The organism is Ruegeria sp. CG11, assembly GCF_056537245.1.
Window position 1 is genome coordinate 1 of record NZ_JBQFRE010000007.1, and the last position, 23,796, is coordinate 23,796.

Consider the following 23,796-nt stretch of genomic DNA (forward strand, 5'->3'; position numbering starts at 1 on the left):
TGTCCATTTCAGCAGTTCGCTGAGCTCGCCACCTGACTCACAAGCGATTGCTGAAACAACTCAACGGGCTCAAATCTTTGCAACAAAACCGGACGAAGTGGTCGTCCCGATCAACGGTCGGAAATGCTGGCTCTGGCGGGCGGTGGATGCGAACGGCGATACTCTTGATATCCTCGTTCAATCACGGCGGAGTGCTAAGGCAGCCCCGCGCTTTCTGAAGCGACTGGTTTCGCAGTTCGGCGAGCCCCGTGTTGTGATCACGGATTAGTTGCGAAGCTATTTCAAGCCGGTCCGCGATCTTGCGCCGGGTGCAGATCACCGAGCACACAAAGGGTTGAACAATCGGATCGAAGCATCACACAGACCCACTCGAAAGCGTGAAAAGCTCATGGGACGCTTCAAGTCGCCAAGGCAAGCGCAACGGTTCTTTGCCGGTCACAACCAGATCAACACCGTCTTTCGACCCCGCCGCTATCAACTCTCCACCGTCTCATACCGTCACGCCAGAACCGATGCTTTCGGTCTATGGGACGTTTACGCTTTCGAAATGACCGCCTGACGGGCGCAGACCAAACCGCCGTCAGCCGCGTGTAAACAAGTTGGCAATGCCATTTGCCGAGATCGCAGGATAGGTGTGTCCAGTAAATCGCTGGCGGTGGCTACTCCAAAAGTCTGCGACATAACCCCAGATCCTCGCTGGCACTGGTTCTTCAAATAGTTTGCGACACAACTAGGCGAGCCTCCCAAATGTAGACGACGCACTCATCTGATCCAGCGGTGCAAAACCTTCAGAACCAGTTAGCTGAAAATTCAAAATAAATATCCGCTATCTGCACATTCTCAGTGACAGGAATACGAAATGCTCATAAAAATTCTGGACAACTTGCGAAAAGCGTAGTTCAATGATGTTTGTTATGACGGATCAGCGCCAGCTGGTGTTAGCACATACCAAAATCTCAGTCGTCCAGCTTTTGGGGAGGAAACGTAAATGGGTGACATGCAGAAGATTCTGTCTCCGTTTTTTGAAAACAGCGGTCTGAAACACGGGCTGCCAGCTGCCGCGTATACCAGTCAGGATTTCTGGGAGGCGGAATGCCAAACCGTGTTCCACCGCAATTGGGTATGCGTTGGGTTTGCGCATGAGCTGAAGGAAAGTGGTGATGCCGTTCCTGTCACCATTGCTAACAAGCCATTGCTGCTAGTGCGCAATACTAAAGGCGAGATCAATGCATTCCACAATATTTGCCGCCACCGTTGCCTGACCCTGGTCGATGAGCCGAAGAACGTCGGCAAACTGATACGATGCCCCTATCATGCCTGGGCCTATGACCTGGATGGTGAGCTGCGCGCGTCCCCGCATTTTGGCGGTCCCAATCAGCACAACCATGAAGATTTTGACAAGAAAGCCAACAGCCTGATCCCGGTTCAGACCCATGTTTGGAATGACTGGATCTTTGTGAATATCGATGGCACCGCCGAACCCTTCGAAGAATACTCGGCCACGTTGCTGGGACGTCTGGATGGGATGGATTGGGACAAAGTCGATTGCGTTGCGACGCTGGATTTCGGCGAAGTGGCCTGCAACTGGAAGTTCATCATGGAGAACTTCATCGAGCCTTACCACGTTCAGTTCGTTCATCCCACCACAACTGACCAGCCGCTGGAAGATCACTACACGATTATTGACGGCAACTGCATGGGCAGCGCCGTGGATTTGGAAGAAGAGGCCGGCACGTCGGGCAGTCTTGGTGTCAGCTCGCGCTATCTGGCGATGTATCCGAACTTCATCCTGGGCCGCTATTTCCCGGATCAGCTGGGTGTCTATCTGAACATTCCGACCGGTCCTAGCACGTTGTTGCAAAAGCGGGCGATCTATACGACCGAAGGCCAGTTACTGGACGGTCAGGACGTTGAGGAATTGAAAAAGCTTTGGTGGGATGTTCACAAGGAAGATCACGAAATGACAGAGCGCCTTCAACTGGGGCGGGCGTCACCGATCTCGGATGCGGGCGGCGTTCTTTCCCCGGCATGGGAAGACAGCGTCCGCCATTTCCAAGACATGATCGCCAAAGATGTCTCAACCGCAAATTCGTAAACACAGGAAAAGCCAATGGCCAACAAAATCAACGAGGGCTTCCGCCTTGCCCATACCATGATCCGCGTCGTGGATCTTGAGGCGAGCCTGAAATTCTACTGCGATATTCTGGGGATGCAGGTGCTGCGTCGTACGGATTATCCCGAAGGTAAGTTTACCAACACTTTTATCGGCTATGGCCCGGAAGAAAGCTTTCCGACGCTTGAGCTGGCGCTGAACTGGGGCCGTGAAGAGCAGTATGAAAAAGGCGAGGCCTACGGTCACATCTGCATCGAAACCCCGGATGTCTACAAGGCCTGCGAAGAGCTTGCCGCGGCAGGTGTCAACATCACCCGTGCGCCTGGCCCGATGAAAAACGGAACCCGCGTTATTGCGTTCTGCGAAGACCCTGACGGGTACAAGGTCGAGCTGAACGAATCCATTCTGAAACACTTGGCCAACGAAGAGGCATGATCAATGGGTGAAGCTCCGAGACTGATGAAATGGGACCTTGTCGAGGACCGCTATAACAAGATCGGTGAAGGTGACGGTGACACCTATATCAAGCCGATGGTGACCAGCGAGTTCTCAACTTCGATGTGTGGTGGCATCAATGTTCTTAAGAACATCAAGATCCCATGGGATCTGACCTGTGACGAGATCATCTATGTTCTGGAAGGTACGTTCCGGCTAGTCTGTGATGGCCAGGAGTACATCTGCAACCGTGGAGATGTGCTGTTCATTCCCAAGGACAATCACATCTCGTATGAAGCCGATGACCGCTGCGTGATCTTCTATGCCGCCTATCCACACAACTGGAAGCAGTTGGCAGGCATAACCGAAGTTCCGGGAATTGACCCGAACGACTTTGTGGCGGGCTGAGAGCCCGTCACATAATAGAATGCGGGCGGCTGTCCTCTCCCTGAATTTCCGCCCGCTTTCTTCGTCACAACAAACACTACACCCCGGTCTGCGATTCGTTGCATCGAGAAGGAGCCGGGTGGTGTCTGACAGGAGGAACCAAATTGCCCAAAGATAACACCAACAGCAAGATCTACTACGAGAGTTTTCAGGACGCGGTTGAGCGAAACCGATCGAAGATTCCCGAAGTCAAGAAGCAGCTTGAGGAAGCTGGTGTAAAGTACGTGATGGGTGCCTGGATCGACCTGCATGGCATCCCCAAGACCAAACCTGTCCCGATGAGTGATTTTGAACAACTCTGTCTGGGCAAAGGTCCGCAATTTGCAGTGCACTCCATCTCGTTTGTGCCCGAGCTTAGCCCAGCTGACAGTGATCAGGTCGTGGTGCCAGATCTGGATGCGGTCTATATTTGCCCTTGGGACCCATCGATGGCAATCATCTTCTCGGATCTTTACTGGGAAGACGCGCCGTATAACGTCTGCTCACGTCAGGCGCTGAAACGCGCGATGCAGGAAGCCGCGCAGGATGGGTACACCGGTTACGCTGGGGTTGAGCCCGAGTTCATCGTCATGAAATATGACGAAAACGGACTACCCGTAAAAGCCTTTGATGACGATCTGGGCAAGGCTATCAGCCCGCGCCGCCAAGCCTTTGGCTATGATGTGGAATATTCGATCGATTCGATGCCTTTCCTGAAGGACATGATCGACATCATTGAAGGTCTGGGTTGGAATCTGCACGACGTGGTAGCCGAAGGGGCCTATTCGCAGTTCGAACTGGACTTCCACTATGCCAACATGCTGGAAATGTCCGACCGGCTGGCGTTTCTGCGGATCGTGCTGAAGGAAGTCGCCAAGAAGCACGGCATGTTCGTGACCTTTATGCCTAAGCCTACCGTGGGTGACTGGCGATCGGGTGCGCATATCAACATGTCCATGCAACATGAAAGCCGTCCGGGCGAGAACATCTTTGAAACGCCCGAAGGCGAATGGTCGGATGAAAGCCGCTGGGCCGTTGGAGGCCTGATGAAGCACGCCGAGGCGATCACAGCGATCACCTGTCCGACCGTGAACTCGTACAACGGTCTGGTCCCGCGCGTTGGTGGATTTGAAGGTGGTACCGTTACTTGGGCACCGACCAACATCACTTACGGGTTCAACAATCGTTCGGCTCAATTCCGTCTGCCGCAGAGCCGTCATTGCATCGAAAATCGCGCTTGCGACATGACCATGAACGTGTATCTGGCGATGGCGATGCATCTGACCAGCGCGGTGCAGGGCATCAAGAACAAGATCGACCCGGGCAAACCGACCGACTTTGATTTGTATTCAAAGACCGAAGCAGAACTGGTCGAACTGGGTATCCGCCGCCTGCCACGGACGCTTTTCAATGCAATTGAAGCGTTGCGTCATGACGACATGGCCAAGCATGTTATGGGACCCGTGATGCGAAATTCCTATCTGGAATACAAAAACGACGAATGGGAACGCTATCACCAGTCGGTCACAGACTGGGAGGTTCAGGAATACCTGCGGCTCTATTGAGTTCACAAAAGGAGAGGGGCGCCAAACAGTATTTTGGTGCCCCGATCCGCAAAAGCCATCGGTCCTCCCGCACCTTGATGGCCGCCTGATCAATCATTGCAATCAGACCCCTAAGGAAACCTCTCATGTCCGCAGAGTACGATGTTTTTGAGCTTGGCGATCTCCCCCTTCGCAAAGGCGGGGTGCTAAAGAACGCCCGACTGGCATACAAAACCTACGGGACACTGACGCCGGCTGGGGACAATGTTGTCGTTATGCCGACCTTTTACACCGGCACACATGACCGGAACGAAGGGTTCTTTGGTCCGGGCCGCGCGCTTGATCCGGCACGTCATTTCATTGTGTCGATCAACCTGTTTGGCAACGGTGTGTCCTCTTCACCCAGCAATACTGAGGGCTCGCAGGGTGGGGGCAACTTTCCCGCAATTACGCTGCATGACAATATAGCCGCCCAATATCGTCTGCTGACCGAACGTCTGGGTGTCACGCAGATCGAACTAGTCATGGGCTGGTCGATGGCAGGGTGCCAATCTTACCAATGGGCAGTGCAGTATCCCGACATGGTCAAAGCGATCCTGCCGTTCTGTGCATCTGCTCGCACATCTCCGCATAACTTCGTCTTCCTCGAAGGGGTCAAGGCCGCGCTCTGCGCCGACCTGGTCTGGAATGGCGGGCATTACGAAACGCAGCCTGTAGAAGGTCTGCGCGCGTTCGGTCGCGTCTATTCCGGATGGGCCTTTTCCCAGACCTTCTACCGCCAAGGACTGTACCGTCAACTGGGTTACGACAGCCCAATGGCGCTGATGGATGACTGGGCCGAAGATCACGCTGACAATTGGGACGCCAATGATCTGCTGTGTAAGCTTGCCACTTGGCAGGCAGGCGATGTCAGCAAAGGGCCGCAGTTCAACGGCGATTTCAAATTGGCGCTGGGGTCGATCCGCGCCCGGTCAATCCTGATGCCCTGCACGCAGGACCTGTATTTTCCACCCGAGGACAACGAGATCGAGGCGGCGCTTATCCCGGGCGCGGTCTTTGCACCTTACAACTCGGACTTCGGCCATTGCGCCGCCAATCCCGGCAATGACGCTGCTTTCACCAAACAGCTGGACGCGCATATCGCAACGCTGCTGAGCGCGTAAGCCTTGTAACTGCGCCAATCCCCATCCGGTCAAAAAATGAACAATACAATCAAGATTAACTCACACGTGATGGCGCAGTCTCCACCCCGCAGACAAAAGGGAGGAACCAAATATGTCTGTAAAACCCCCCATTACCGAGCTGGATATTCAAACCGCCGATAGTGGTTTCTACTCCGGTTTCAACCAATTCGTATCAGTCCTGTCCAAGGTGCTGATCGGCCTTTTGATAGTCTGGGCCGCCGCCTTCCCCGAGTGGGCCGGGTCGGTTCTGACCAGCATCAACGGTTTTCTGAGTGCAAACTTTGGTGCCTGGTATATGTATATCATGGCGCTGTATGTTGTCGCATGTTTCGCGCTCGCGCTGTGGCCCTCAACGGGTCGAATAAAGCTGGGTCAGGCGGGTGAAAAACCCGAGTTTTCGAACTTCTCATGGTTCTCTATGATGTTTGGTGCGGGTATCGGCATCGGAATGCTGACCTACGCTACGGCGGAGCCGATCTATCACTTTGAGACTAACCCGGACATCATCAAGGGCCTTGCAGAAGGTGGCACCGAAGAAGCCGTTCGCTCGGCCTATCGCTGGTCGTTCATGCACTGGGGGCTGTCGGCATGGGGCTGCTACGCGATCACTGGTCTGGTCTTTGCGTTCTTCAGCTATTCGCGCGGTCTGCCTTTGACCATCCGTTCGGGGCTGGTTCCGTTGTTTGGCAACAAGTTGTCAGGCACGCTGGGCCACTTGATCGACGTCAGCGCCATTCTGGCGACGATCCTGGGAATCTCTGTGACGATTGGGGCTGGCGTGTCCCAATTCTCGTCCGGATTGTTCAACATCACCGGCGCAGGCTGGATGGTCAATCCAGAGGGCGGCCCAACCCTTGCGGCTATGATCTTCTCGCTGGTTGTTGTGATGGCGGCCTCGACCCTTTCGGCGCTGTCCGGCGTCGGGCGCGGGATCAAATGGCTGTCGAACATCAACATGGGCCTGTCGTTCTTTCTACTCGCCTTCTTCCTGATCTTCGGCGCGACTTTGTTCTCGCTCAAGGCGCTGTTTGTTGGCTTGTGGGACTATATCATCGCTTTACCGGCGATGATTGTCACCGTATGGCAGGATGACGGCTCAGAGGTTGGTAAGGCCTTAACTGGTTGGCAGGGTGGCTGGACCATCTTCTACTGGGCCTGGTGGATCGCGTTTGCGCCCTTTGTGGGCCTGTTCCTGGCGCGCATCTCGCGTGGACGTTCGCTGCGTGAGTATGTGCTGGGTGCAATGATCGTTCCGTCGCTTATGTGCTTCATCTGGTTCACAATGGCCGGTGGTACCGCGATCAGCCTTGAATTGAATGGTACCGCGCAGGGCCAAATCCTGAACGCCCCGATTTCGGCGCAGCTGTTTGAAACGATGAACGTGATGCTGTCTCCAGCGCTGGCAACAGCCATGTCGATGATCATCGTGGTTTTGCTGCTAACCTATCTTGTGACCTCTGCGGACTCAGCTGTTTTGGTGATCAAGACCATCACCGCAGCAGGCAACGAAGAACATGAATCCAAGACTCACATTTTGGTTTGGGGTGTCGCTCTAACACTGGTGATCGGCGTGTTGCTCGTGGCCGGTGGATTGTCGGCGATCAACACGGCAATGATCATCGGTGCACTGCCTTTTTCGTTCGTTCTGGGGTTGATGGTCGTTGCACTGTTTAAAGCGGTGATCCGAGACGGCATGCGAGAACGTGCCGCTGACTCGGCACGCAGCCCCGCCGAATAAAAGTAGGGTTGATATCAACCATCCGCCCCGGAACCCGGGGCGGACGAGCTGCTCCGAAAACCACCCATAGGAAATGAAATGCGAAAGATCGTCATTGTCGGCGCCGGGCAGGCCGGGTTTTCTGTTGCGGCCAAGCTGCGCAGTTCGGGATATGAAGGCGAAATTACACTGCTAGGATCTGAGAGCGTGCCGCCATATCAACGCCCGCCTCTGTCCAAGAAGTACTTGATGGGGGCAATGGAACTGGATCGGCTGTTCTTGCGCCCCCGGTCGTTTTACGAGAGCCAGAAGATAGACCTGCGACTGGAACAACAGGTCATATCAATCGACACGCGCGCAAAGACGGTCAGCACCACGAAGCAATCACATGACTATGACGCATTGGTTCTTGCCACTGGCGCGTCACCACGGCGTTTGCCTGCGACCATCGGCGGTGCTCTTGATGGTGTCCACGTGGTCCGTGACATTAGGGATGTGGATGAAATGGCCGATGAGTTTCGCCCCGGCCGCCGTGTTCTGATCGTCGGCGGAGGGTATATCGGTCTTGAGGCGGCGGCTGTGGCGGCGTCGATGGACCTAAAGGTCGATCTGATCGAAGCCGCCGCGCGTATTTTAAATCGCGTGGCAGCCCCCGAAACCGCAGACTATTTCCGTGACCTACACCAAAATCGGGGTGTGACCATCCGCGAAGGGCGAGGGTTAGAAGCACTGGAAGGCAGCGACGGGCGTGTTCACCGCGCGATCATTTCGGACGGTTCCATAATCGACGTAGATTTCGTGGTCGCAGGTATTGGTGTCGTACCAAATTGCGAATTGGCTGAATCCGCTGGTCTAGAGATCGAGAACGGCATCAGGATCGACACGCGCGGTCGTACTTCTGATCCGCATGTTTGGGCCGCAGGTGACTGTGCATCATTCCCGTATCAAGATGCTCACATCCGGTTGGAAAGCGTTCCCAATGCTATCGATCAAGCTGAAATTGTTGCCGAGAACCTTTTGGGCGCAGAAAAGGACTATGTCGCCAAGCCGTGGTTCTGGTCAGATCAGTATGATGTGAAGCTGCAGATCGCCGGGCTGAATACCGGATTCGACAGGGTAGTCACCCGTGCGGGTGAGGGATTGAGCCGCTCGTTCTGGTACTATCGTGATCGCCGCTTGCTGGCGGTGGACGCAATGAATGCGCCGCGTGACTACATGATTGCCAAGCGCATGATAGAGGCAGGGAAATCCCCTGATCCTGGGGCAGTGGTCGATTTGGGAATCGAGCTGAAGTCACTGTTAAGCGCCTGATTCAGCCCACAACACTTTGGAAATACGCTGCCCAAAACTGTAAGAACGATGCCTCGGGCGAGCATTGGAGGCGCTTTACGATCTTCTGGATGATGGCCGATTGAGACAGGAGTTCGAATTTGGCCAACAAGTCGATTCCCGAAACAGGCCCGGCGTTCTCTGTCTTTGGCCTTATGACGTTCGCGTAAAATCTGCATCAAGCATTTGGTGAAATCGCTTGGGCAGTTACTTGTGCTAGGTCCTAGTACGGCACTGCATTGCTGGTAACTCTAAACCGAATGTGTTGCTGGCGATCCTTGCGTGGAGATGCCCCGAATTGTTCGGAGTATTGCCGTGACATCGACGTTGGGTTGGCATAGCCGACAGCATGCGCAATGGCAGTCAGTGAATCTTGCGTATAGAAGACAAGCTGTCGGGCCGCGCGTAGCCGCACGTGGCGATAGTATTCGCCCGGACTTTGTCCTGTCGCCTGCCGAAAACTGCATTCCAGGTGGCGGGCCGAAACACCGACCCGCCGCGCAACTTCGTGCGTTGTGAGTGGAAACTCCAGGTTCTCTGAGAAAAGCGCGATTGCGTGCGAGACTTTGTTGGGCAGGTGGTCAGCCGTATCATCAGTTTGGAAGGTGGGTGTTTTTTTACGAATGTTCGGATTTCGTATTGCCGGGTGCTGAAACCAGCAGGCAACTTCGGCCATGACAGAGTTGCCCAACGTTGTGTCGATTGTGTGCAACGCTAAATCCAATGCTGAGGCTGCCCTAGATGCCGTGCAGCACCTACGGCATATTGCGATCACGCTGTCGCATATCCCGATCTTTGGAAATTCCTTCTCGAATGCGGTCCGGTACAACCAATGTGCCGAGCAGACTTGGTCATCAAGTATGCCGGATCGCGCTAGTGGAAACACGCCGCCACTCACGGCGCACAGCATCACGCCATGCCGGAACAAGTACCGCAATCGCCCCATTGCGATCTGGGGGTTCGAAAATGCTCTGTCCGGCTCTGACAAAATGACCAGAACGTCGATTTCCCGGATGTCGTGCAGAGCCCCTTGCGCCTGAAAGGGAATACGCGCGCTGGACTCAATTGCGGCACCATCTTCGGAATACAAAGCTCAGGAAAAGGTAATGTTTCCGAATACTTCGTTGGAGGCCCGGAGCGGTTCGTTGGTGAGGTCAAGCATGCCATCGGGAAACTCGGCAGCAGAAGTATCCCAATAAAAATCCGGTCACGCCCGGCAAACTGGAGATCCTTCAATGGTGCTGAGATCTGTTGCATGTCATCTTCTCGTATTTGTGCTCAATCTATTTTTGGGCGGCGGCAATACTATTAAAAATTCCCTGCTGTGAAATAAATATTCATAACAGGGCCTGCTACACAATATGGTTGAGCCATGACATAAATCAGTAAGCTGGTATTCAGATTAAGAGGAACCCGATGGCACAGACTGGGAATACTGAAGACACTGCAGTGCTGTCGCAAGACCCGCACAAAATACGGGACAGTGGTGAAAAGAACCTGGAAACTGCGATCGGGCGTGAAATCAAGGCTCTGAGATTGCAGCAGGGGACAACCATTGCCGAGCTTTCTGTCCAGACCGGCTTGTCGATCAGCATGTTGTCCAAGATCGAAAATGGCGCAACGTCACCTTCGCTGACCACGCTGCAATCTCTAGCCGATGCGCTAAGCACACCGATCACGTCGTTTTTTCGCCGTTATGAGGAAACCCGGAACGCAGTGCATACCAAGGCGGGTGAAGGGGTCGAGACTGAGCGGGCTGGCACACGCGCCGGGCATCACTACACCCTTTTGGGCCATTTGGGGGCCAATGCCAGCGGCGTCGTGGTCGAACCCTACCTGATTTCCCTGACAGAGGAGTCGGACAGGTTTCCTACCTTCCAGCATGACGGCATCGAAATGCTCTATATGCTCGAAGGTGAAGTGGATTACCGACACGGCGACAGCATCTATGCGCTCAAGCCCGGGGATACTCTGTTCTTTGATGCCGACGCGCCGCACGGGCCAGAAGTTCTGCTGAAGCTACCGGCGAAATATCTCTCAATCATCTCGTATCCGCAGACAAGCTGAAGCCCAGCAGCATGTTTTGAGAATATGGCGGCTGGCTAAGCCGGGTGTTTCGCTTTGATTTTTCGCTGGGAGATGTTTCCTGTCATGAAAATTTATTTCTTTCTGTTGTTTTTCTGGGTTCCTGCTGTTAGCGTCTGAGTCGACGTAATTTCAGAGGGCAAAAGCTGATGTGTGGAATTGTCGGCCTGTTTCTCAAAGACAGGACTTTGGAGCCCGAGCTGGGCTCGATGTTGACGGACATGCTGGTTACGATGACCGACCGTGGACCGGACAGCGCGGGTATCGCGATCTATGGGGCTGAAACTGACGGGGGTGCCAAGCTGACGGTTCAGTCCGATACGCCCGAGGAAGATTTTGCCACGCTTGCTGCTGATCTGGGCGCGGCTATCGAAGCCGAGGTGACTCTGCGCGCCAATGACACGCATGCGGTGTTGAATCTGGATGGCGCTAAAGTTGAACAGGCACGTCAGGCCGTGCGCGAGCTGCGCCCGGGGCTGCGTGTGATGTCCGATGGTGCGGCGATTGAAATCTACAAAGAGGTTGGCCTGCCCAAAGACGTGGCAGAGCGGTTCAGCGTCTCGACCATGGGCGGCAGCCACGGCATCGGCCATACCCGCATGGCTACGGAATCCGCTGTGACCACCGAGGGTGCGCACCCGTTCAACACTGGCTCGGATCAGTGTCTTGTGCATAACGGTTCTCTGTCGAACCACAATGCGCTGCGCCGCAAGCTCAAGCGCGAAGGTGTTCGGGTTGAGTCGATGAACGATACCGAAGTTGGCGCGGCTTACCTGACATGGAAGATGCAGAACGGCGCAACTTTGGGTGAGGCGCTGGAAAGCAGTCTGGAAGACCTGGATGGGTTCTTCACTTTTGTTGTTGGCACCAAGGACGGGTTCGGCGTTGTTCGTGACCCCATCGCCTGCAAACCGGCGGTGATGGCCGAAACCGACCAATACGTTGCTTTTGGCAGCGAATACCGCGCGCTGGTCAACCTGCCGGGCATCGAAGACGCAAAAGTCTGGGAGCCCGAGCCCGCAACTGTCTATTTCTGGAGCCACTAAGATGCAGACTTACGACGTTGCAGAAAACGGTCTGCGTGGCTTGAACTCGACCCTGCAGGCGCAGAACGCTGAGACCAATCAAACCAACTGGGTGGTGCAGAACCCAAAGGGTAGTCATGCCATCGCGGTTGGTCTGGATGCGCCGATTGAGGTCACGGTCAAGGGCTCGACCGGGTATTACTGCGCGGGGATGAACCAGCAGGCGACCATCAAGGTCGAAGGCTCGGTCGGACCGGGCGTGGCCGAAAACATGATGTCCGGCACAGTGATCGTTGAAGGTGACGCCAGCCAATATGCCGGGGCGACCGGGCATGGCGGTCTGCTGGTGATCAAGGGCAATGCCAGCTCGCGCTGCGGGATTTCCATGAAAGGAATCGACATCGTCGTGCATGGCAATATCGGCCACATGTCTGCGTTCATGGCGCAGGAGGGCAATCTGGTGGTCTGCGGCGATGCCGGCGACGCGCTTGGCGACTCGCTGTACGAGGCTCGACTGTTTGTGCGCGGCTCGGTCAAAAGCCTTGGCGCAGATTGCATCGAGAAAGAGATGCGGCCCGAACATATCGAAGTTCTAAAGGATTTGCTGGATCGCGCTGGTAGCGATGCAAAGCCGGAAGAGTTCAAACGCTACGGCTCGGCCCGCCAGCTTTACAATTTCGACGTTGACAACGCAGCCGCTTACTGAGGACGAAGGGTATGAAAGATATGGATTCAAACATCCCACGCACCATGCCGATTCAGTCGGCAACTTTCAGCAATCCGATCAATGCGGAAATCCGCCGTGCGGCTGCCACCGGCATCTACGATATCCGGGGTGGCGGTGCCAAACGCAAGGTTCCGCATTTCGACGACCTGCTGTTTCTGGGTGCCTCGGTGTCGCGTTACCCGCTGGAAGGCTACCGCGAGCGTTGCGATACCTCGGTGACACTGGGCACGCGCTTTGCCAAAAAGCCGATCCAGCTGGACATCCCGATCACCATCGCGGGCATGAGCTTTGGCGCTCTGTCCGGCCCGGCGAAAGAGGCCTTGGGCCGTGGCGCGTCGATGGCGGGCACGTCGACCACCACCGGTGACGGCGGCATGACGCCCGAAGAGCGCGGCCATTCGTCGAAGCTGGTCTATCAGTATCTGCCGTCGCGCTACGGTATGAACCCAAATGACTTGCGCAAGGCTGACGCGATTGAGGTCGTTGTGGGGCAGGGCGCCAAACCCGGCGGCGGCGGTATGCTGCTGGGCCAGAAGATCAGCGACCGCGTGGCCGAGATGCGCACGCTGCCAAAAGGCATCGATCAGCGCTCGGCCTGTCGCCACCCGGATTGGACCGGCCCGGACGACCTTGAGATCAAGATTCTCGAACTGCGCGAAATCACAGACTGGCAGGTGCCGATCTATGTCAAGGTTGGCGCAACCCGGCCTTACTATGACACTGCGCTGGCGGTGAAGGCCGGGGCCGATGTTGTGGTGATGGACGGGATGCAGGGCGGCACGGCCGCCACGCAGGATGTGTTCATCGAACATGTGGGCCTGCCGACGCTGGCCTGTATCCGCCCCGCCGTACAGGCCCTGCAGGATCTGGGCGTGCATCGTGAGGTACAGCTGGTGATCTCGGGCGGTATTCGCTCTGGGGCGGATGTGGCCAAAGCGATGGCTCTGGGTGCGGATGCGGTGGCCATCGGTACCGCGGCTCTGATCGCCTTGGGTGACAATGATCCGAAATGGGAATCTGAGTACCAAAAGCTGGGCACCACCACCGGCGCCTATGATGACTGGCACGAAGGCCAGGACCCGGCGGGTATCACCACGCAGGACCCGGAACTGGCTGCGCGGCTGGACCCAATCGAGGCCGGCCGGCGTCTGCGCAACTACCTTAAGGTGATGACGCTTGAGGCGCAGACCATCGCCCGCGCCTGCGGCCACAATCAGCTGCATAATCTGGAACCCGAGGATTTATGTGCCCTGAACATGGAGGCCGCCGCCATGGCGCGCGTTCCGCTGGCGGGAACTGACTGGTACCCGGGCAAGGCGGGGTTCTGATCGACACGCGAAACCAAGGCGCGGCCCCAAAAGGGCGGCGCCTTTCTTCTATTGAGACATAGCAACAGGAAAAGGAAAGCCGACCATGACGACAGATCTGGCTGCTTTCGCCAAAGAAAAAGGCGTCAAGTATTTCATGATTTCGTTCACCGATCTGTTCGGTGGACAGCGGGCCAAACTGGTCCCTGCGCAAGCTATCGCCGACATGCAGGAAGAGGGCGCGGGCTTTGCCGGTTTTGCAACTTATCTGGACATGACACCTGCGCACCCGGACATGCTGGCGGTGCCCGACTCGTCTTCGGTGATCCAGCTGCCTTGGAAACCCGAGGTCGCATGGGTTGCGGGGAACTGCGTGATGGAGGGCGAGGATGTCGCACAAGCCCCGCGCAACGTGCTGCGCTGCCTGATCGACGAAGCTGCTGCCGAGGGGCTGCATGTCAAAACCGGGATCGAGGCCGAGTTCTTCCTGCTGACCCCGGATGGCGAACAGATCAGCGATCCCTTTGATACCTCCGAAAAGCCCTGTTACGACCAGCAGGCCGTGATGCGGCGCTATGACGTGGTGCGCGAGATTTGCGACTATATGCTGGAGCTTGGATGGGGTCCGTATCAGAACGACCATGAAGACGCCAATGGCCAGTTCGAGATGAACTGGGAGTTTGACGACGTTCTGAAGACCGCCGACAAGCATTCCTTCTTCAAATTCATGACCAAATCCGTGGCGGAAAAACACGGCTTCCGTGCGACATTTATGCCGAAACCGGTTGAGGGTCTGACAGGCAATGGCTGCCATGCGCACATCTCGGTCTGGGATGCCCCGGGTGCAGAGGCAAAGACCAACGTCTTTGCAGGCGAGGGCGATGGCCCGACAGGTGAGGTGGGCCTGGGTGAGCAGGGCAAATACTTCCTCGGCGGCATCATGAAGCATGCCAGCGCGCTGGCCGCGATCACCAACCCGACTGTGAACAGCTATAAGCGTATCAACGCTCCGCGCACCATGTCGGGGGCTACATGGGCACCCAACACTGTGACCTGGACCGGCAACAACCGTACGCATATGGTGCGTGTCCCCGGGCCGGGCCGGTTCGAGCTGCGCCTGGCGGATGGCGCGACCAACCCCTACCTGCTACAGGCGGTGATCATCGCGGCCGGCCTGTCGGGTATTCGGTCCAAGGCCGACCCGGGCAAGCGCTACGACATCGACATGTACGCCGAAGGGCACACGGTAACCGATGCGCCGAAACTGCCGCTGAACATGCTGGATGGCCTGCGCGAATACGACAAGGACACCGAGCTTAAGGAGATGATGGGGAAGGAGTTCTCTGACGCCTTCCTGAAGATGAAACATCAAGAGTGGAATTCATTCGTGAGCCATTTCTCACGGTGGGAAAAGGAACACACGCTGGATATCTGACGACTTGCGTTTGGCATGAAATATACCGGTCATAGGTGAGCTACCCAGAACGTAAAATGCCAGAGCGCATGTTGCGCTCCGGCGCGTTGTAGGATTGCTAAATCATTGGTCTATGTCGCTTGGTCGACAAGCGGCTTGCTACACTTGGCTCGCCATAATCTAACGGTCCAGAGACAGTGTCTGACTTATTCGACCACCTTGCGTCGGATATGAGTCATCAGCCGCGACGTTTTATGCGTCAGAACTCTCAGAGTTTCCTCGACGGGCGGGGCGCTGTGGATCAAGCCGACCCCTTCGCCAACGGGCTGTTGCAGATCCGGCGTATTCAGGCCGCGCCACCCCCGTAGCGGTATAGAACTGCCCTCCGCGGTTTCCGGGGCAAGAGGCACATCGTCCCCAGACAGCGCCAAAAGTTTTTCGACCTGATCATTCGGCAGTTTTGTTTCCGCGCTGGCCCAGAGGCGGGTGCCCATCATCACCCCGTCTGCCCCCATGATCAGTGCTGCGGCAATGCTGCGCGCATCCGAGATACCGCCAGAGCACAGCAGCAGCGTTTCGGTGTGACTGGCATAGATGACATCCGCCACCTCGGGCAACAGGGCCATGGTCGAACGGCTCATACTGCTTGATCCGGCAGCTCCATTGCCGTGCGCGGCCAGAATTTCAACGCTCGCAGCAATGGCTGTTCGCGCCGTCTCGACGGATTCAACGGCACAGATTACCGGCACTTTGCTGGCTTGAATCTTTTCGACAAACGGCGTGGGGTCGCCGCCATAAAGAAGGATCGCCCGCGGCTGGTAGCCCAATAGTTGATCCAGCACGGCGGGTTCGTGTCGCAGCCGCCGGATGTCTATTCCCCAGCCAACTGCTTCTTTACCGGTGCGGCGAAAACTCTCTTTCAGCGTGTCACGGTTCTGAGCGCCGACATGGATCAATCCCAACCCGCCTGCGTTGCTGACGGCTGCGGCTAGGCACCAGTCGGATGCGGGATGGAACGGGGCCAGAACCATAGGGTGTAGCAGGCCGAACTTTCGGTTGAAATGGGTGTCGATCATGAGCGTAGACTTCTAACGCGGGGCTTGAGTTTGTCGTCGGGTAACTGTGACTTGCGATCGGCTTTAGACCTGCCGTTCGGGCAAGTGAACTACCAGACCGTCGAGTGCTTCGGTCACCTTGACCTGACAAGTCAGGCGCGAGCGAGCCGTATCCGGTTCCCAGGCGAAATCCAGCATGTCTTGCTCCATCTCGTCCTTGGCGGGCAGCTTATCAACCCAGGCAGCATCGACATAGACGTGGCAGGTGGAGCAGGCGCAGGAGCCGCCGCAATCGGCCTCGATCCCGGGCAGGTTGTTGTCCCGCGCGCCTTCCATCACGGTCAGGCCTGCAGCGATCTGCACGTCATGTTGCGTTCCGTCATGTTCGATGTAAGTGATCTGGACCATGATGCCTTACCCCTGGTTTGCACGGTGCCCCTGCCGATCAGATGTTGCTATAGCTGTATCCGGGTGGAGCATGTGGTCCGGATCAGACGCGAAATGAAAGTGTTCGGGCGAAGAATCATCAGTTACATTACGCCCCATTAATTATTGATACAGCAGACACAATTGCGCAATCCGACGAAAACGACAAAATCATGTCGGTTTGGTTGCGCATTCAGCAATTTATTTAAGCCGCCTCACTCTATCAAGAATTTGGATCTGTGGTGGTAAGCTGCAATTAGAATTAGGTTACGAAACCGGGAACCGTAGCGCGGGTTAAATACCGGTTTCGCAGGATGCTGCTGGATTTCCGGTCTAATGCCATAAGAAAAAGCACTAAACGGTTTGCAATGTCCTTTTGGCTCTCGTTATGTTGATTCAGAGCTCTGCGATCAACCGCAGACCGTTATTTGAAGCGGAGCGCGTATATGGAAGTCAGCACTAAGCGCAATGGCCGGGAAAAGCAAAGCCGTCAACGCGGGACACATTCGGTTGAGGAGCGTCTGAACAGCGAAATTGTCAGGATGCTGGAGTTGGATGGCCGTATGGCGTTCTCGGAAATTGCCCAGCGTCTGAAAGTATCCGAAGGCACGATCCGCAACCGTGTGAACGGTATGAAAGAAAGCGGCATGCTGCGCATCGTTGCAATCGCCGACCCGCGGACCTCGGAATACAAGGCCGACGCCATGGTTTGCGTAAAGGTGGCACCCGGCGTAACTCCGCAACAGGTGGCCGAACGGCTGAATTCGGTTGCAAGTGTCGTTTATATCTTGTGGGTTACCGGGCGTTTCGACCTTTTGATCGAGATTGTCTGCGACGAACCGGACAAGATGGCGCAGTTCCTCGAAGAGCATATCCATAGCTGCGAAGATATTGCCGATTCAGAGGTGATGCTGGGGTTGAAGAACTTCAAGAACCAGTTCCTGCTCAAACGGAATTGGGAGCAGTACACTGAGAGTTCTGAATAATGCTTCGCGCGGCGCGCACAGGCTAAAATCAGTAATCTTCGTCGGATTTTCCGGCCTCTGACCGCATCAGCGCAGTAATCTCGCGTTCGCATTCCAGATAGCCGGGAAGATTGATAAGATCTTCTTTGCTTTTCAGGTCAGCACCTTTCTTGAATTCAAGGTCCAGTATGGTCTTCAAGCGGCCGGGATTGGCCGACAGAAATACGATCTTGTCGGCCAGAAAGATCGCCTCTTGAATGTCATGGGTGACCAGCAGGATCGTGGTGTGAGTGGTTTCCACGATTTCCAGCAACATCTCTTGCATATGCCAGCGTGTTTCCGCGTCCAGCGCCCCGAAAGGCTCATCCATCAGCAGGATATCAGGTTCATTGGCCAGCGTGCGGGCAATGGCGACCCGCTGCTTCATGCCGCCGGAAAGGGTGTTGGGGTAGGCATCCCGAAAGCGTGTCAGGTGCACCAGCTCAATGAACTTCTCAGCACGCTCCTTGCGCTCCTCCCGATGCACGCCGTTCAGTTTCATGCCGTATTCGACATTTTCAAACACGGTGAGCCATGGGAAAGAGGTATAGCTTTGAAACACCATCCCCCGTTCGCGTGAGGGGCCGTCGATCAGTTTGCCCTCAAGGCTGACCGAGCCGCTGGTGGGGTCTTCTAGGCCAGCGACGATGTTCAACAGGGTGGATTTTCCGCAGCCTGACGGACCCAGTAGAATGCACAACTCGTTGCGGGCGACAGAAAAAGACACCTCGCACAGGGCCTCAACCGCCTTGGCCTTGCTGCCATAAGTTTTTGAGACATTGGAGGCGGTCAGGATAGTGTCGTCGAGAGGCATGCCGGTCCCTGTGCTTTCGTGGCGGGGCGACTTCTGCCCCGCCCTTTGGTTTCAGTGGTGATCAGCCGCGGTAGCCTTCGTCGTACAGCTCTTTGTGGAGTTCGCATTCGATGCCGGTTTCCGGAGCCTGCACTTCTTTGATCAGGTTGAACTTGACCCACCATTCGCTGACCAGATTCCAGTGATCGTTGATTTGGCCGTTGGTCTGTTCAAATGGCGGGTTGCCCGGGGCCGATCCACAGAATTGCGCGGCTTCCATAAAGTCGTAGACGTAAAGCCCGCCATCGGTACGGCTACCATCCTTGCCCAGAACCAGTTCGACATCCTCGACGCTCATTTTCATGCCGTCAGCGATGATCTGGTTGCCTTCGGTCGGGTTCTTTTGCCACCAGGCGATGGCGTCATACATGGCTTTCAAAGTCTTGCGCGCCGTGTCGTGGCGTTCGGTGACGAACTTTTCCGACATGTAGTGGCCGTCCGCGATCACGCCTTGCTGCAGCCAACCGGGCTCCAGCGACTGCGCCAGAACCGACGAGCCCTCAAGCGCCTTCAATGTGTTCGAGCCATAGGGCTCCCAGAATTCAGAGGCCGCCACGCCGCCACCGATCATCGCGGCAAAGGCGTCATCTGCGATGATGTTGCGATATGTAACCGAGTCATAGGGAACGCCGTTCTGTTCCAGCCACATCGCCACGAAGATCTGCGACAGCCCGCCTTCCAGCACGGCCACCTCTTTGCCGACCAGGTCCTGCGCACTGGTGATGCCGGGTGCCGCGACGATCTTATCGGTGCCGTAAGACAGGTTGCCAAAGGCCACCAATTTGATGGGCAGGCCGCTTTCGACTCCGACCGGAGTGAATTCAGCGGTTGAACTGACCACATCCATCTGGCCCGCCGCGACGAGATTGAAGCTTTCATAGGGGTCTTCGATGGTCTGGTACTGAAGGTCCAGATCCGGCGCCAGACCCTTTTCGATAGCTATGTGCCAAAAACCGTATCCCGGCCAGGTGAAGCCTGAAATCTTTACCTCTTCAGCGGCGCTGACCGCCACCGGGGCACTGGCCATCATGGCCGCTGTGCCCACCGCGCGCAAACTGTTCCAATTCATGATCTTCTCCTTTTCCTGTTGGTTTGGCGCTCCGATCCATTGGACGCACGCGGTTTTGTGCGTGCGGCCGAAGGCCTTTTTTGCTGAGGTACTCAGGTCAATGCCGGCCCTCCAGATAGGGGAAGGCAAAGCGGTAGACCTGACGCAGCAGGAAGTCGAACAGCAGGCCCAGTAGGCCGATCACCAGAATGCCTGCCATGATCTCATCCACATGCAGGAACCGCTTGGCGCGCATCATCACCGCACCGATCCCGGCATCAGCGGCGGTGATTTCGGCAATCACTAGATAAGTCCAGCTGACCGCCAGCATCTGTCGCATGGCGATCGTGATATTGGGCAGTGAGGCGGGCACCACAACCGTCCGCAGCACCTGCCAGCGGTTGCCGCCCAATGTGACGGAGGTGCGGATCAGGTCCGCAGGGACGGATTTGACGTGATCCATGATCAGCGTGATCAGAAACCAGATCACCCCGATGAATAGCAGGGCCAGTTTCTGTGTGTTGCCGGCCCCGAACCACATCAGCAGCAGCGGAATGAAAGAAGGCGCGGGCAGGTAACGCCAGGCCGAGACAAACGGGCTGAAAAATGCCTCGACCGTGCGAAATGTTCCCATGAGGATACCCAGCGGGATTGCCACGGCACAGGCCAGAAGAAAGCTGAGGCAGACGCGCCAGACACTGATCATCACATCGTTCAGAAAGCCGTTGTCGACAAACATCGTGTACAACGCGCTGAGCACTTTGGCGGGGCCGGGTAGGAGGATCTCATTGGCCCATTGCTGCCAGACGGCGAATTCCCAGAAGCCAAAGAACAGTACCCAAACGGAAATACCAAGTGTGATGCTCCGGCTTGCAGGGATGTCTTTCTTGAATTCGAAAAAGCGGCGGCGTGGTGATTTCTGCGGTAGCTTGTGCGTAGCCCGCTGAGCTGCTCCGGGCATATTGTCCGGGGTGGTGGATTGGCCGACGGTTCCGGTCACAAAAACCCTCCTTGATAGCAAATCCCGCACTGTATTCGCCCGGAAAATCAGGGGTCGAAGAGGGGTAGATCAGCTTACCATGCGTAAATTCATGGTATGCTGAATCGGCAATATTGCAATAAAAAAGTTGCCTATATCGCATGTTTAGTTTGTTTCGTATAAAAATCCAGCTTGATTAACGGCATATAGCGGGCTGAATCAGCAGGTTCGGAAATTGGAGCGCTCAGCCCGTCGCACCTTGATCTGCGGATGGGCAGGCTGAAAACGGCAGGGCTGGGAAAATGGCGCAAAGAGAGTGGCTTGATACCTATCTGGAAGGGTGGCGCACGGGCAATCCGGCGCAAAGCCTGACAGCGACCACGTCTGATTTCTACTATGACGACCCCGATACGGGCCGAATCAAACGCGCGGGATTTGTGGCGTTTTTTTTGCCTTCATGGCCGCTGGCGCCGAGATGGCAGGCGGTGAAGTGCCCAGGATCTGTTGCAAATTTTTGGCTGTTGACGAGGTCAGATACTGCGGGTGAATGACTTTCGGTATAATCAGTCGAAAGTCAGTTCATGATCTCCTTCAAAGGCGCGCAATATCCGAAGGATGTGATCCTGTTCGCGGTGTTTTTCTATGTCCGATACGGTGTGTCATACCGGGATCTGGAAGAAATCATGGCCGAGCGCGGTGTTTCAGTGGACCACACCACGCTAAACCGATGGGTAACACGGTATTCTGGTGCAATCGCTGAGGCAGCACGTCGCCGCAAAGGGCCATGTGATCGTTCGTGGAGAATGGACGAAACTTACATCAAAGTAAAAGGTGCGTGGGTTTACCTCTATCGAGCTGTCGACAAACACGGCAAGACCCTTGATTGGTTCTGTTGCAAAGTTTCTTGCTGAGTGCAGGTACCGCGCTGCCCCTGCGGGTTAAGCAGCCAATTCCGCAAATTGACGGAACGGACAGATTCCAGGCGTGAACTGACCTTTGCGGATCATGTGCGACACTTCGATCCCTGCAAGAGTTGCGGATGCAGATGCAAAGGACTTGAAGCCGAGCATCGGGCGTGTTCGCCTTTTGATGAAACGATGGTCCTGTTCTACGATGTTGTTCAGATATTTCTGCCTGACCATCTCTATCGGGATGGGGCAACCAAAGCCTCTGAGCATTTTGTTGATCGCCTTGATGCCAGCTGTGTTCGCCCCGCTTTTGTCGATAACGATCTTTCGCGGTAAGCCGTTGACCTCAAGCATCCGGGCAAAGAACTTTGTGGCGGCTGGCTTGTTTCGCCGCTCGGACAGCATAAAATCCAGGGCTTTGCCGTGTTTATCGACAGCACGATAGAGATAGACCCACGTGCCTTTCACTTTGATGTACGTTTCATCCATTCTCCAAGAACGGTCGCTCGGACCCTTACGGTGACGCGCTGCTTCAGCGATTGCGCCTGCATACCGTGAAACCCAGCGGTTCAGCGTAGTGTGATCCACCGCAACGCCTCGCTCATGCATGATTTCTTCCAGATCACGATATGACACGCCATACCGAACATAGAAGAAGACCGCGAACAGGATGACGTCCCTTGGATATTGTGCGCCTTTGAAAGAGATCATGAACCAGCTTTCGACCATAAATTAGAGCGAGCTATTCGCTCGCTACATCCATGACCGTCAATGGTCAAAACTTTGCAACAGAACCATTAGCACTATAGCAGCGCTCAAGATCGATCGCCGTTTCGGACATTACTCCAACCAAACCGTGTCATGTTCGCGCTGAGCGGTCGTCAGGCCGTTCCGGAAGTAAGCGTCGTAGTATTCGTTTTCCACACGATGCGTCTGCAACCAGATGCCGGGCGCGTGGATTGCCTCGCAATGGGCAGGGAAACGGCCGTGGGTGTCGTAGATATAGGTGCAGATGTCCCGGGCGCATTCGATGATGTCCTGCTCGTATTCGCTGGCCTCTTGTAGGTATTTTCTGCCAAAATCTTCTTTGTAGATTTGCCGGAACAGCGCGTCGTTCTTGTAGATGCCATCGGGGCCGAACTTGCCGGCGACGACGGCATCAACCGCGTCGGACATGGTCGGATGATAGGGTGGGCATTTTCCCTTGATCAGGTGCTCGCCGTGATGACGCAGACCCACCGCGTGGGCGCGGACATGCTTCATCGCGGCGATCGGCAATGTGTGCCAGCGAAACAGATCCATCAACCGCCATTTGGGCGTTACATAGTCAAAGCCCATCATTGTACCGAAGCGATCGCTGAATTTCGGGTCGCCCATCAGAACCGGAGGCGAGATGGCGGCATGTATCCAGCCGCCCAGTCCCAGCGCCTCGGTCACCAGAAACAGGTTCTGGACCAGCAGATCAGCCTCGATCTGAGTGCGCATCTGCCCCAGCACGCCAAGCGGGATTTTGATGTTGGAGTTCAAAAAACCCTTATCGATCCATTTTTTAACACCGGCTGGGCGATAGAAATTACGGTCGTCCACAATGACAGGTCGGGCCTTATCGGGCTGGGTCAGAATATACATCAGCGCATTGATGTACTGGTATGACAGGTCAACAACCGGAAAGAAAATCGTCGATCCGGGCGTGTTGGATAGAAAGCGGTTGGAATCCAGATATGCGGGAAAATCGCGCATGCCTTCGGGCACATCGATCCGGCGATCGAGGATCTGCACCTTCGTCTGCTCGGCACGCTCGGTCAGCACTTCGGGCGTCCAGTTTTCGGTTCCACCTTCCAGCGGGTCAAGATGGCGCAGGAAATAAGTGCCGCTGTCATTGATCATGAAGAAATGGGTGCCCTGCGCATTATCGGGGCTGCCGGCGGTGCGCCCTTCCATCACCAGATTAGGTTTCGACATGATCGGATCGCCACTTTCGTCATCGAAAAACGGCCGGTCCGGCATGGTCAGGCCGGTCGCCCCGGTGGCGGCAATCAGGATCGCCTCCTGCAGAGGGGACAGCGGCGCGCGGTCGTTGTCCGAGGTCCAGCTCAGCGAACCGGCAACCACATCCGATCCGCGGCTGACCCGTTTGGTCCGGCGGTTCCACAGCGTGCGCGCAAGCGGTGCGTTCAGGAAAGAGGCCAGGCCGCTATGGGCTTTGTCCTTTGGCAC

At 55.9% G+C, this 23,796-nt stretch carries 22 protein-coding genes and 2 pseudogenes; 16 read left to right on the forward strand and 8 right to left on the reverse strand.

Annotated features, from left to right (window positions below; genetic code table 11):
• Positions 1 to 91: 91 nt before the first annotated feature.
• The 8 genes and pseudogenes from ACR0KW_RS15330 to ACR0KW_RS15365 all read left to right on the forward strand — a co-directional run.
• Positions 92 to 559: pseudogene (locus tag ACR0KW_RS15330) on the forward strand (IS6 family transposase); the annotation flags it as partial.
• Between the two features lie 429 nt (positions 560 to 988).
• The gene (locus ACR0KW_RS15335) at positions 989 to 2,095 is read left to right on the forward strand and encodes an aromatic ring-hydroxylating oxygenase subunit alpha (protein ID WP_480805772.1); all 1,107 of its coding nucleotides are present in this window, start codon (positions 989 to 991) and stop codon (positions 2,093 to 2,095) included.
• Positions 2,096 to 2,110: 15 nt separating this feature from the next.
• The gene (gene gloA / locus ACR0KW_RS15340; RefSeq protein WP_480805773.1) at positions 2,111 to 2,548 is read left to right on the forward strand and encodes a lactoylglutathione lyase; all 438 of its coding nucleotides are present in this window, start codon (positions 2,111 to 2,113) and stop codon (positions 2,546 to 2,548) included.
• 3 nt (positions 2,549 to 2,551) lie between these two features.
• A complete protein-coding gene (locus tag ACR0KW_RS15345) occupies positions 2,552 to 2,956 on the forward strand; it encodes a cupin domain-containing protein (RefSeq protein WP_480805774.1) in 405 nt (134 codons plus the stop codon).
• 143 nt (positions 2,957 to 3,099) lie between these two features.
• Positions 3,100 to 4,539, forward strand: coding sequence for a glutamine synthetase family protein (locus ACR0KW_RS15350; protein ID WP_480805775.1), 1,440 nt, complete (start codon positions 3,100 to 3,102; stop codon positions 4,537 to 4,539).
• Between the two features lie 125 nt (positions 4,540 to 4,664).
• Positions 4,665 to 5,681: an alpha/beta fold hydrolase gene (locus tag ACR0KW_RS15355; protein WP_480805776.1), complete on the forward strand. Its 1,017-nt coding sequence runs from the start codon at positions 4,665 to 4,667 to the stop codon at positions 5,679 to 5,681.
• 112 nt (positions 5,682 to 5,793) lie between these two features.
• Entirely contained in the window at positions 5,794 to 7,440 is a 1,647-nt protein-coding gene (locus tag ACR0KW_RS15360; protein WP_480805777.1) for a BCCT family transporter, read from the forward strand.
• Positions 7,441 to 7,518: 78 nt separating this feature from the next.
• On the forward strand, positions 7,519 to 8,730 hold the full coding sequence (locus tag ACR0KW_RS15365; RefSeq protein WP_480805778.1) for an NAD(P)/FAD-dependent oxidoreductase: 1,212 nt from the start codon (positions 7,519 to 7,521) through the stop codon (positions 8,728 to 8,730).
• 241 nt (positions 8,731 to 8,971) lie between these two features.
• On the opposite strand, the gene ACR0KW_RS15370 is transcribed toward ACR0KW_RS15365, so the two are convergent.
• The gene (locus tag ACR0KW_RS15370; RefSeq protein WP_480805779.1) at positions 8,972 to 9,838 is read right to left on the reverse strand and encodes a GlxA family transcriptional regulator; all 867 of its coding nucleotides are present in this window, start codon (positions 9,836 to 9,838) and stop codon (positions 8,972 to 8,974) included.
• 326 nt (positions 9,839 to 10,164) lie between these two features.
• On the opposite strand from ACR0KW_RS15370, the gene ACR0KW_RS15375 reads away from it, so the two are divergent.
• From ACR0KW_RS15375 to glnT, 5 genes are all read left to right on the forward strand, one after another.
• Complete coding sequence (locus ACR0KW_RS15375) at positions 10,165 to 10,815, forward strand: helix-turn-helix domain-containing protein (RefSeq protein ID WP_480805780.1); 651 nt, start codon at positions 10,165 to 10,167, stop codon at positions 10,813 to 10,815.
• A gap of 167 nt (positions 10,816 to 10,982) precedes the next feature.
• Positions 10,983 to 11,879 (forward strand): class II glutamine amidotransferase, encoded by an 897-nt coding sequence (locus tag ACR0KW_RS15380; RefSeq protein WP_480805781.1) that lies wholly within the window; start codon positions 10,983 to 10,985, stop codon positions 11,877 to 11,879.
• A 1-nt stretch (position 11,880) separates the two neighbouring features.
• On the forward strand, positions 11,881 to 12,564 hold the full coding sequence (locus ACR0KW_RS15385) for a protein GlxC (RefSeq protein WP_480805782.1): 684 nt from the start codon (positions 11,881 to 11,883) through the stop codon (positions 12,562 to 12,564).
• Between the two features lie 20 nt (positions 12,565 to 12,584).
• Positions 12,585 to 13,913 carry an FMN-binding glutamate synthase family protein gene (locus ACR0KW_RS15390; protein WP_480805902.1) on the forward strand — a complete coding sequence of 443 codons (1,329 nt, stop codon included), beginning with the start codon at positions 12,585 to 12,587 and terminating at the stop codon, positions 13,911 to 13,913.
• A gap of 85 nt (positions 13,914 to 13,998) precedes the next feature.
• The gene (gene glnT / locus ACR0KW_RS15395; protein WP_480805783.1) at positions 13,999 to 15,327 is read left to right on the forward strand and encodes a type III glutamate--ammonia ligase; all 1,329 of its coding nucleotides are present in this window, start codon (positions 13,999 to 14,001) and stop codon (positions 15,325 to 15,327) included.
• Between the two features lie 185 nt (positions 15,328 to 15,512).
• Here glnT and ACR0KW_RS15400 read toward each other — a convergent pair whose 3' ends face one another.
• Positions 15,513 to 16,382, reverse strand: coding sequence for a nitronate monooxygenase (locus ACR0KW_RS15400; RefSeq protein WP_480805784.1), 870 nt, complete (start codon positions 16,380 to 16,382; stop codon positions 15,513 to 15,515).
• 63 nt (positions 16,383 to 16,445) lie between these two features.
• Positions 16,446 to 16,769, reverse strand: coding sequence for a 2Fe-2S iron-sulfur cluster-binding protein (locus ACR0KW_RS15405; RefSeq protein WP_480805785.1), 324 nt, complete (start codon positions 16,767 to 16,769; stop codon positions 16,446 to 16,448).
• Between the two features lie 464 nt (positions 16,770 to 17,233).
• On the opposite strand from ACR0KW_RS15405, the gene ACR0KW_RS15410 reads away from it, so the two are divergent.
• The gene (locus ACR0KW_RS15410; protein WP_480805786.1) at positions 17,234 to 17,773 is read left to right on the forward strand and encodes an Lrp/AsnC family transcriptional regulator; all 540 of its coding nucleotides are present in this window, start codon (positions 17,234 to 17,236) and stop codon (positions 17,771 to 17,773) included.
• Positions 17,774 to 17,801: 28 nt separating this feature from the next.
• Here the strand turns inward: ACR0KW_RS15410 and ACR0KW_RS15415 are convergent, their stop codons facing one another.
• The 3 genes from ACR0KW_RS15415 to ACR0KW_RS15425 form a co-directional block, all read right to left on the reverse strand.
• Complete coding sequence (locus ACR0KW_RS15415; RefSeq protein WP_480805787.1) at positions 17,802 to 18,605, reverse strand: ABC transporter ATP-binding protein; 804 nt, start codon at positions 18,603 to 18,605, stop codon at positions 17,802 to 17,804.
• 61 nt (positions 18,606 to 18,666) lie between these two features.
• Positions 18,667 to 19,713 carry an ABC transporter substrate-binding protein gene (locus ACR0KW_RS15420; RefSeq protein ID WP_480805788.1) on the reverse strand — a complete coding sequence of 349 codons (1,047 nt, stop codon included), beginning with the start codon at positions 19,711 to 19,713 and terminating at the stop codon, positions 18,667 to 18,669.
• Positions 19,714 to 19,810: 97 nt separating this feature from the next.
• Positions 19,811 to 20,692 carry an ABC transporter permease gene (locus ACR0KW_RS15425; protein WP_480805789.1) on the reverse strand — a complete coding sequence of 294 codons (882 nt, stop codon included), beginning with the start codon at positions 20,690 to 20,692 and terminating at the stop codon, positions 19,811 to 19,813.
• Between the two features lie 281 nt (positions 20,693 to 20,973).
• Here ACR0KW_RS15425 and ACR0KW_RS15430 point away from each other — a divergent pair, with 281 nt between their 5' ends.
• Together ACR0KW_RS15430 and ACR0KW_RS15435 are read left to right on the forward strand one after the other, a co-directional pair.
• The gene (locus tag ACR0KW_RS15430; protein WP_480805790.1) at positions 20,974 to 21,222 is read left to right on the forward strand and encodes a hypothetical protein; all 249 of its coding nucleotides are present in this window, start codon (positions 20,974 to 20,976) and stop codon (positions 21,220 to 21,222) included.
• 30 nt (positions 21,223 to 21,252) lie between these two features.
• Positions 21,253 to 21,558, forward strand: a pseudogene (locus tag ACR0KW_RS15435) (IS6 family transposase); the annotation flags it as partial.
• Between the two features lie 51 nt (positions 21,559 to 21,609).
• On the opposite strand, the gene ACR0KW_RS15440 reads toward ACR0KW_RS15435, so the two are convergent.
• Positions 21,610 to 22,290, reverse strand: coding sequence for an IS6 family transposase (locus ACR0KW_RS15440; RefSeq protein ID WP_480805791.1), 681 nt, complete (start codon positions 22,288 to 22,290; stop codon positions 21,610 to 21,612).
• A gap of 129 nt (positions 22,291 to 22,419) precedes the next feature.
• Complete coding sequence (locus ACR0KW_RS15445; RefSeq protein WP_480805792.1) at positions 22,420 to 23,796, reverse strand: hypothetical protein; 1,377 nt, start codon at positions 23,794 to 23,796, stop codon at positions 22,420 to 22,422.

Bases quoted from the DNA above. Each gene is read 5' to 3' on its own strand.
- glnT (WP_480805783.1), top strand. From the start codon at position 13,999: ATGACGACAGATCTGGCTGCTTTCGCCAAAGAAAAAGGCGTCAAGTAT.
- ACR0KW_RS15345 (WP_480805774.1), top strand. From the start codon at position 2,552: ATGGGTGAAGCTCCGAGACTGATGAAATGGGACCTTGTCGAGGACCGC.
- ACR0KW_RS15360 (WP_480805777.1), top strand. From the start codon at position 5,794: ATGTCTGTAAAACCCCCCATTACCGAGCTGGATATTCAAACCGCCGAT.
- ACR0KW_RS15385 (WP_480805782.1), top strand. From the start codon at position 11,881: ATGCAGACTTACGACGTTGCAGAAAACGGTCTGCGTGGCTTGAACTCG.
- ACR0KW_RS15430 (WP_480805790.1), top strand. From the start codon at position 20,974: ATGGCGCAAAGAGAGTGGCTTGATACCTATCTGGAAGGGTGGCGCACG.
- ACR0KW_RS15410 (WP_480805786.1), top strand. From the start codon at position 17,234: ATGGAAGTCAGCACTAAGCGCAATGGCCGGGAAAAGCAAAGCCGTCAA.
- ACR0KW_RS15415 (WP_480805787.1), bottom strand. From the start codon at position 18,605: ATGCCTCTCGACGACACTATCCTGACCGCCTCCAATGTCTCAAAAACT.
- ACR0KW_RS15375 (WP_480805780.1), top strand. From the start codon at position 10,165: ATGGCACAGACTGGGAATACTGAAGACACTGCAGTGCTGTCGCAAGAC.
- ACR0KW_RS15420 (WP_480805788.1), bottom strand. From the start codon at position 19,713: ATGAATTGGAACAGTTTGCGCGCGGTGGGCACAGCGGCCATGATGGCC.
- ACR0KW_RS15440 (WP_480805791.1), bottom strand. From the start codon at position 22,290: ATGATCTCTTTCAAAGGCGCACAATATCCAAGGGACGTCATCCTGTTC.
- ACR0KW_RS15390 (WP_480805902.1), top strand. From the start codon at position 12,585: ATGGATTCAAACATCCCACGCACCATGCCGATTCAGTCGGCAACTTTC.
- ACR0KW_RS15365 (WP_480805778.1), top strand. From the start codon at position 7,519: ATGCGAAAGATCGTCATTGTCGGCGCCGGGCAGGCCGGGTTTTCTGTT.
- ACR0KW_RS15405 (WP_480805785.1), bottom strand. From the start codon at position 16,769: ATGGTCCAGATCACTTACATCGAACATGACGGAACGCAACATGACGTG.
- ACR0KW_RS15380 (WP_480805781.1), top strand. From the start codon at position 10,983: ATGTGTGGAATTGTCGGCCTGTTTCTCAAAGACAGGACTTTGGAGCCC.
- ACR0KW_RS15335 (WP_480805772.1), top strand. From the start codon at position 989: ATGGGTGACATGCAGAAGATTCTGTCTCCGTTTTTTGAAAACAGCGGT.
- ACR0KW_RS15355 (WP_480805776.1), top strand. From the start codon at position 4,665: ATGTCCGCAGAGTACGATGTTTTTGAGCTTGGCGATCTCCCCCTTCGC.
- ACR0KW_RS15400 (WP_480805784.1), bottom strand. From the start codon at position 16,382: ATGATCGACACCCATTTCAACCGAAAGTTCGGCCTGCTACACCCTATG.
- gloA (WP_480805773.1), top strand. From the start codon at position 2,111: ATGGCCAACAAAATCAACGAGGGCTTCCGCCTTGCCCATACCATGATC.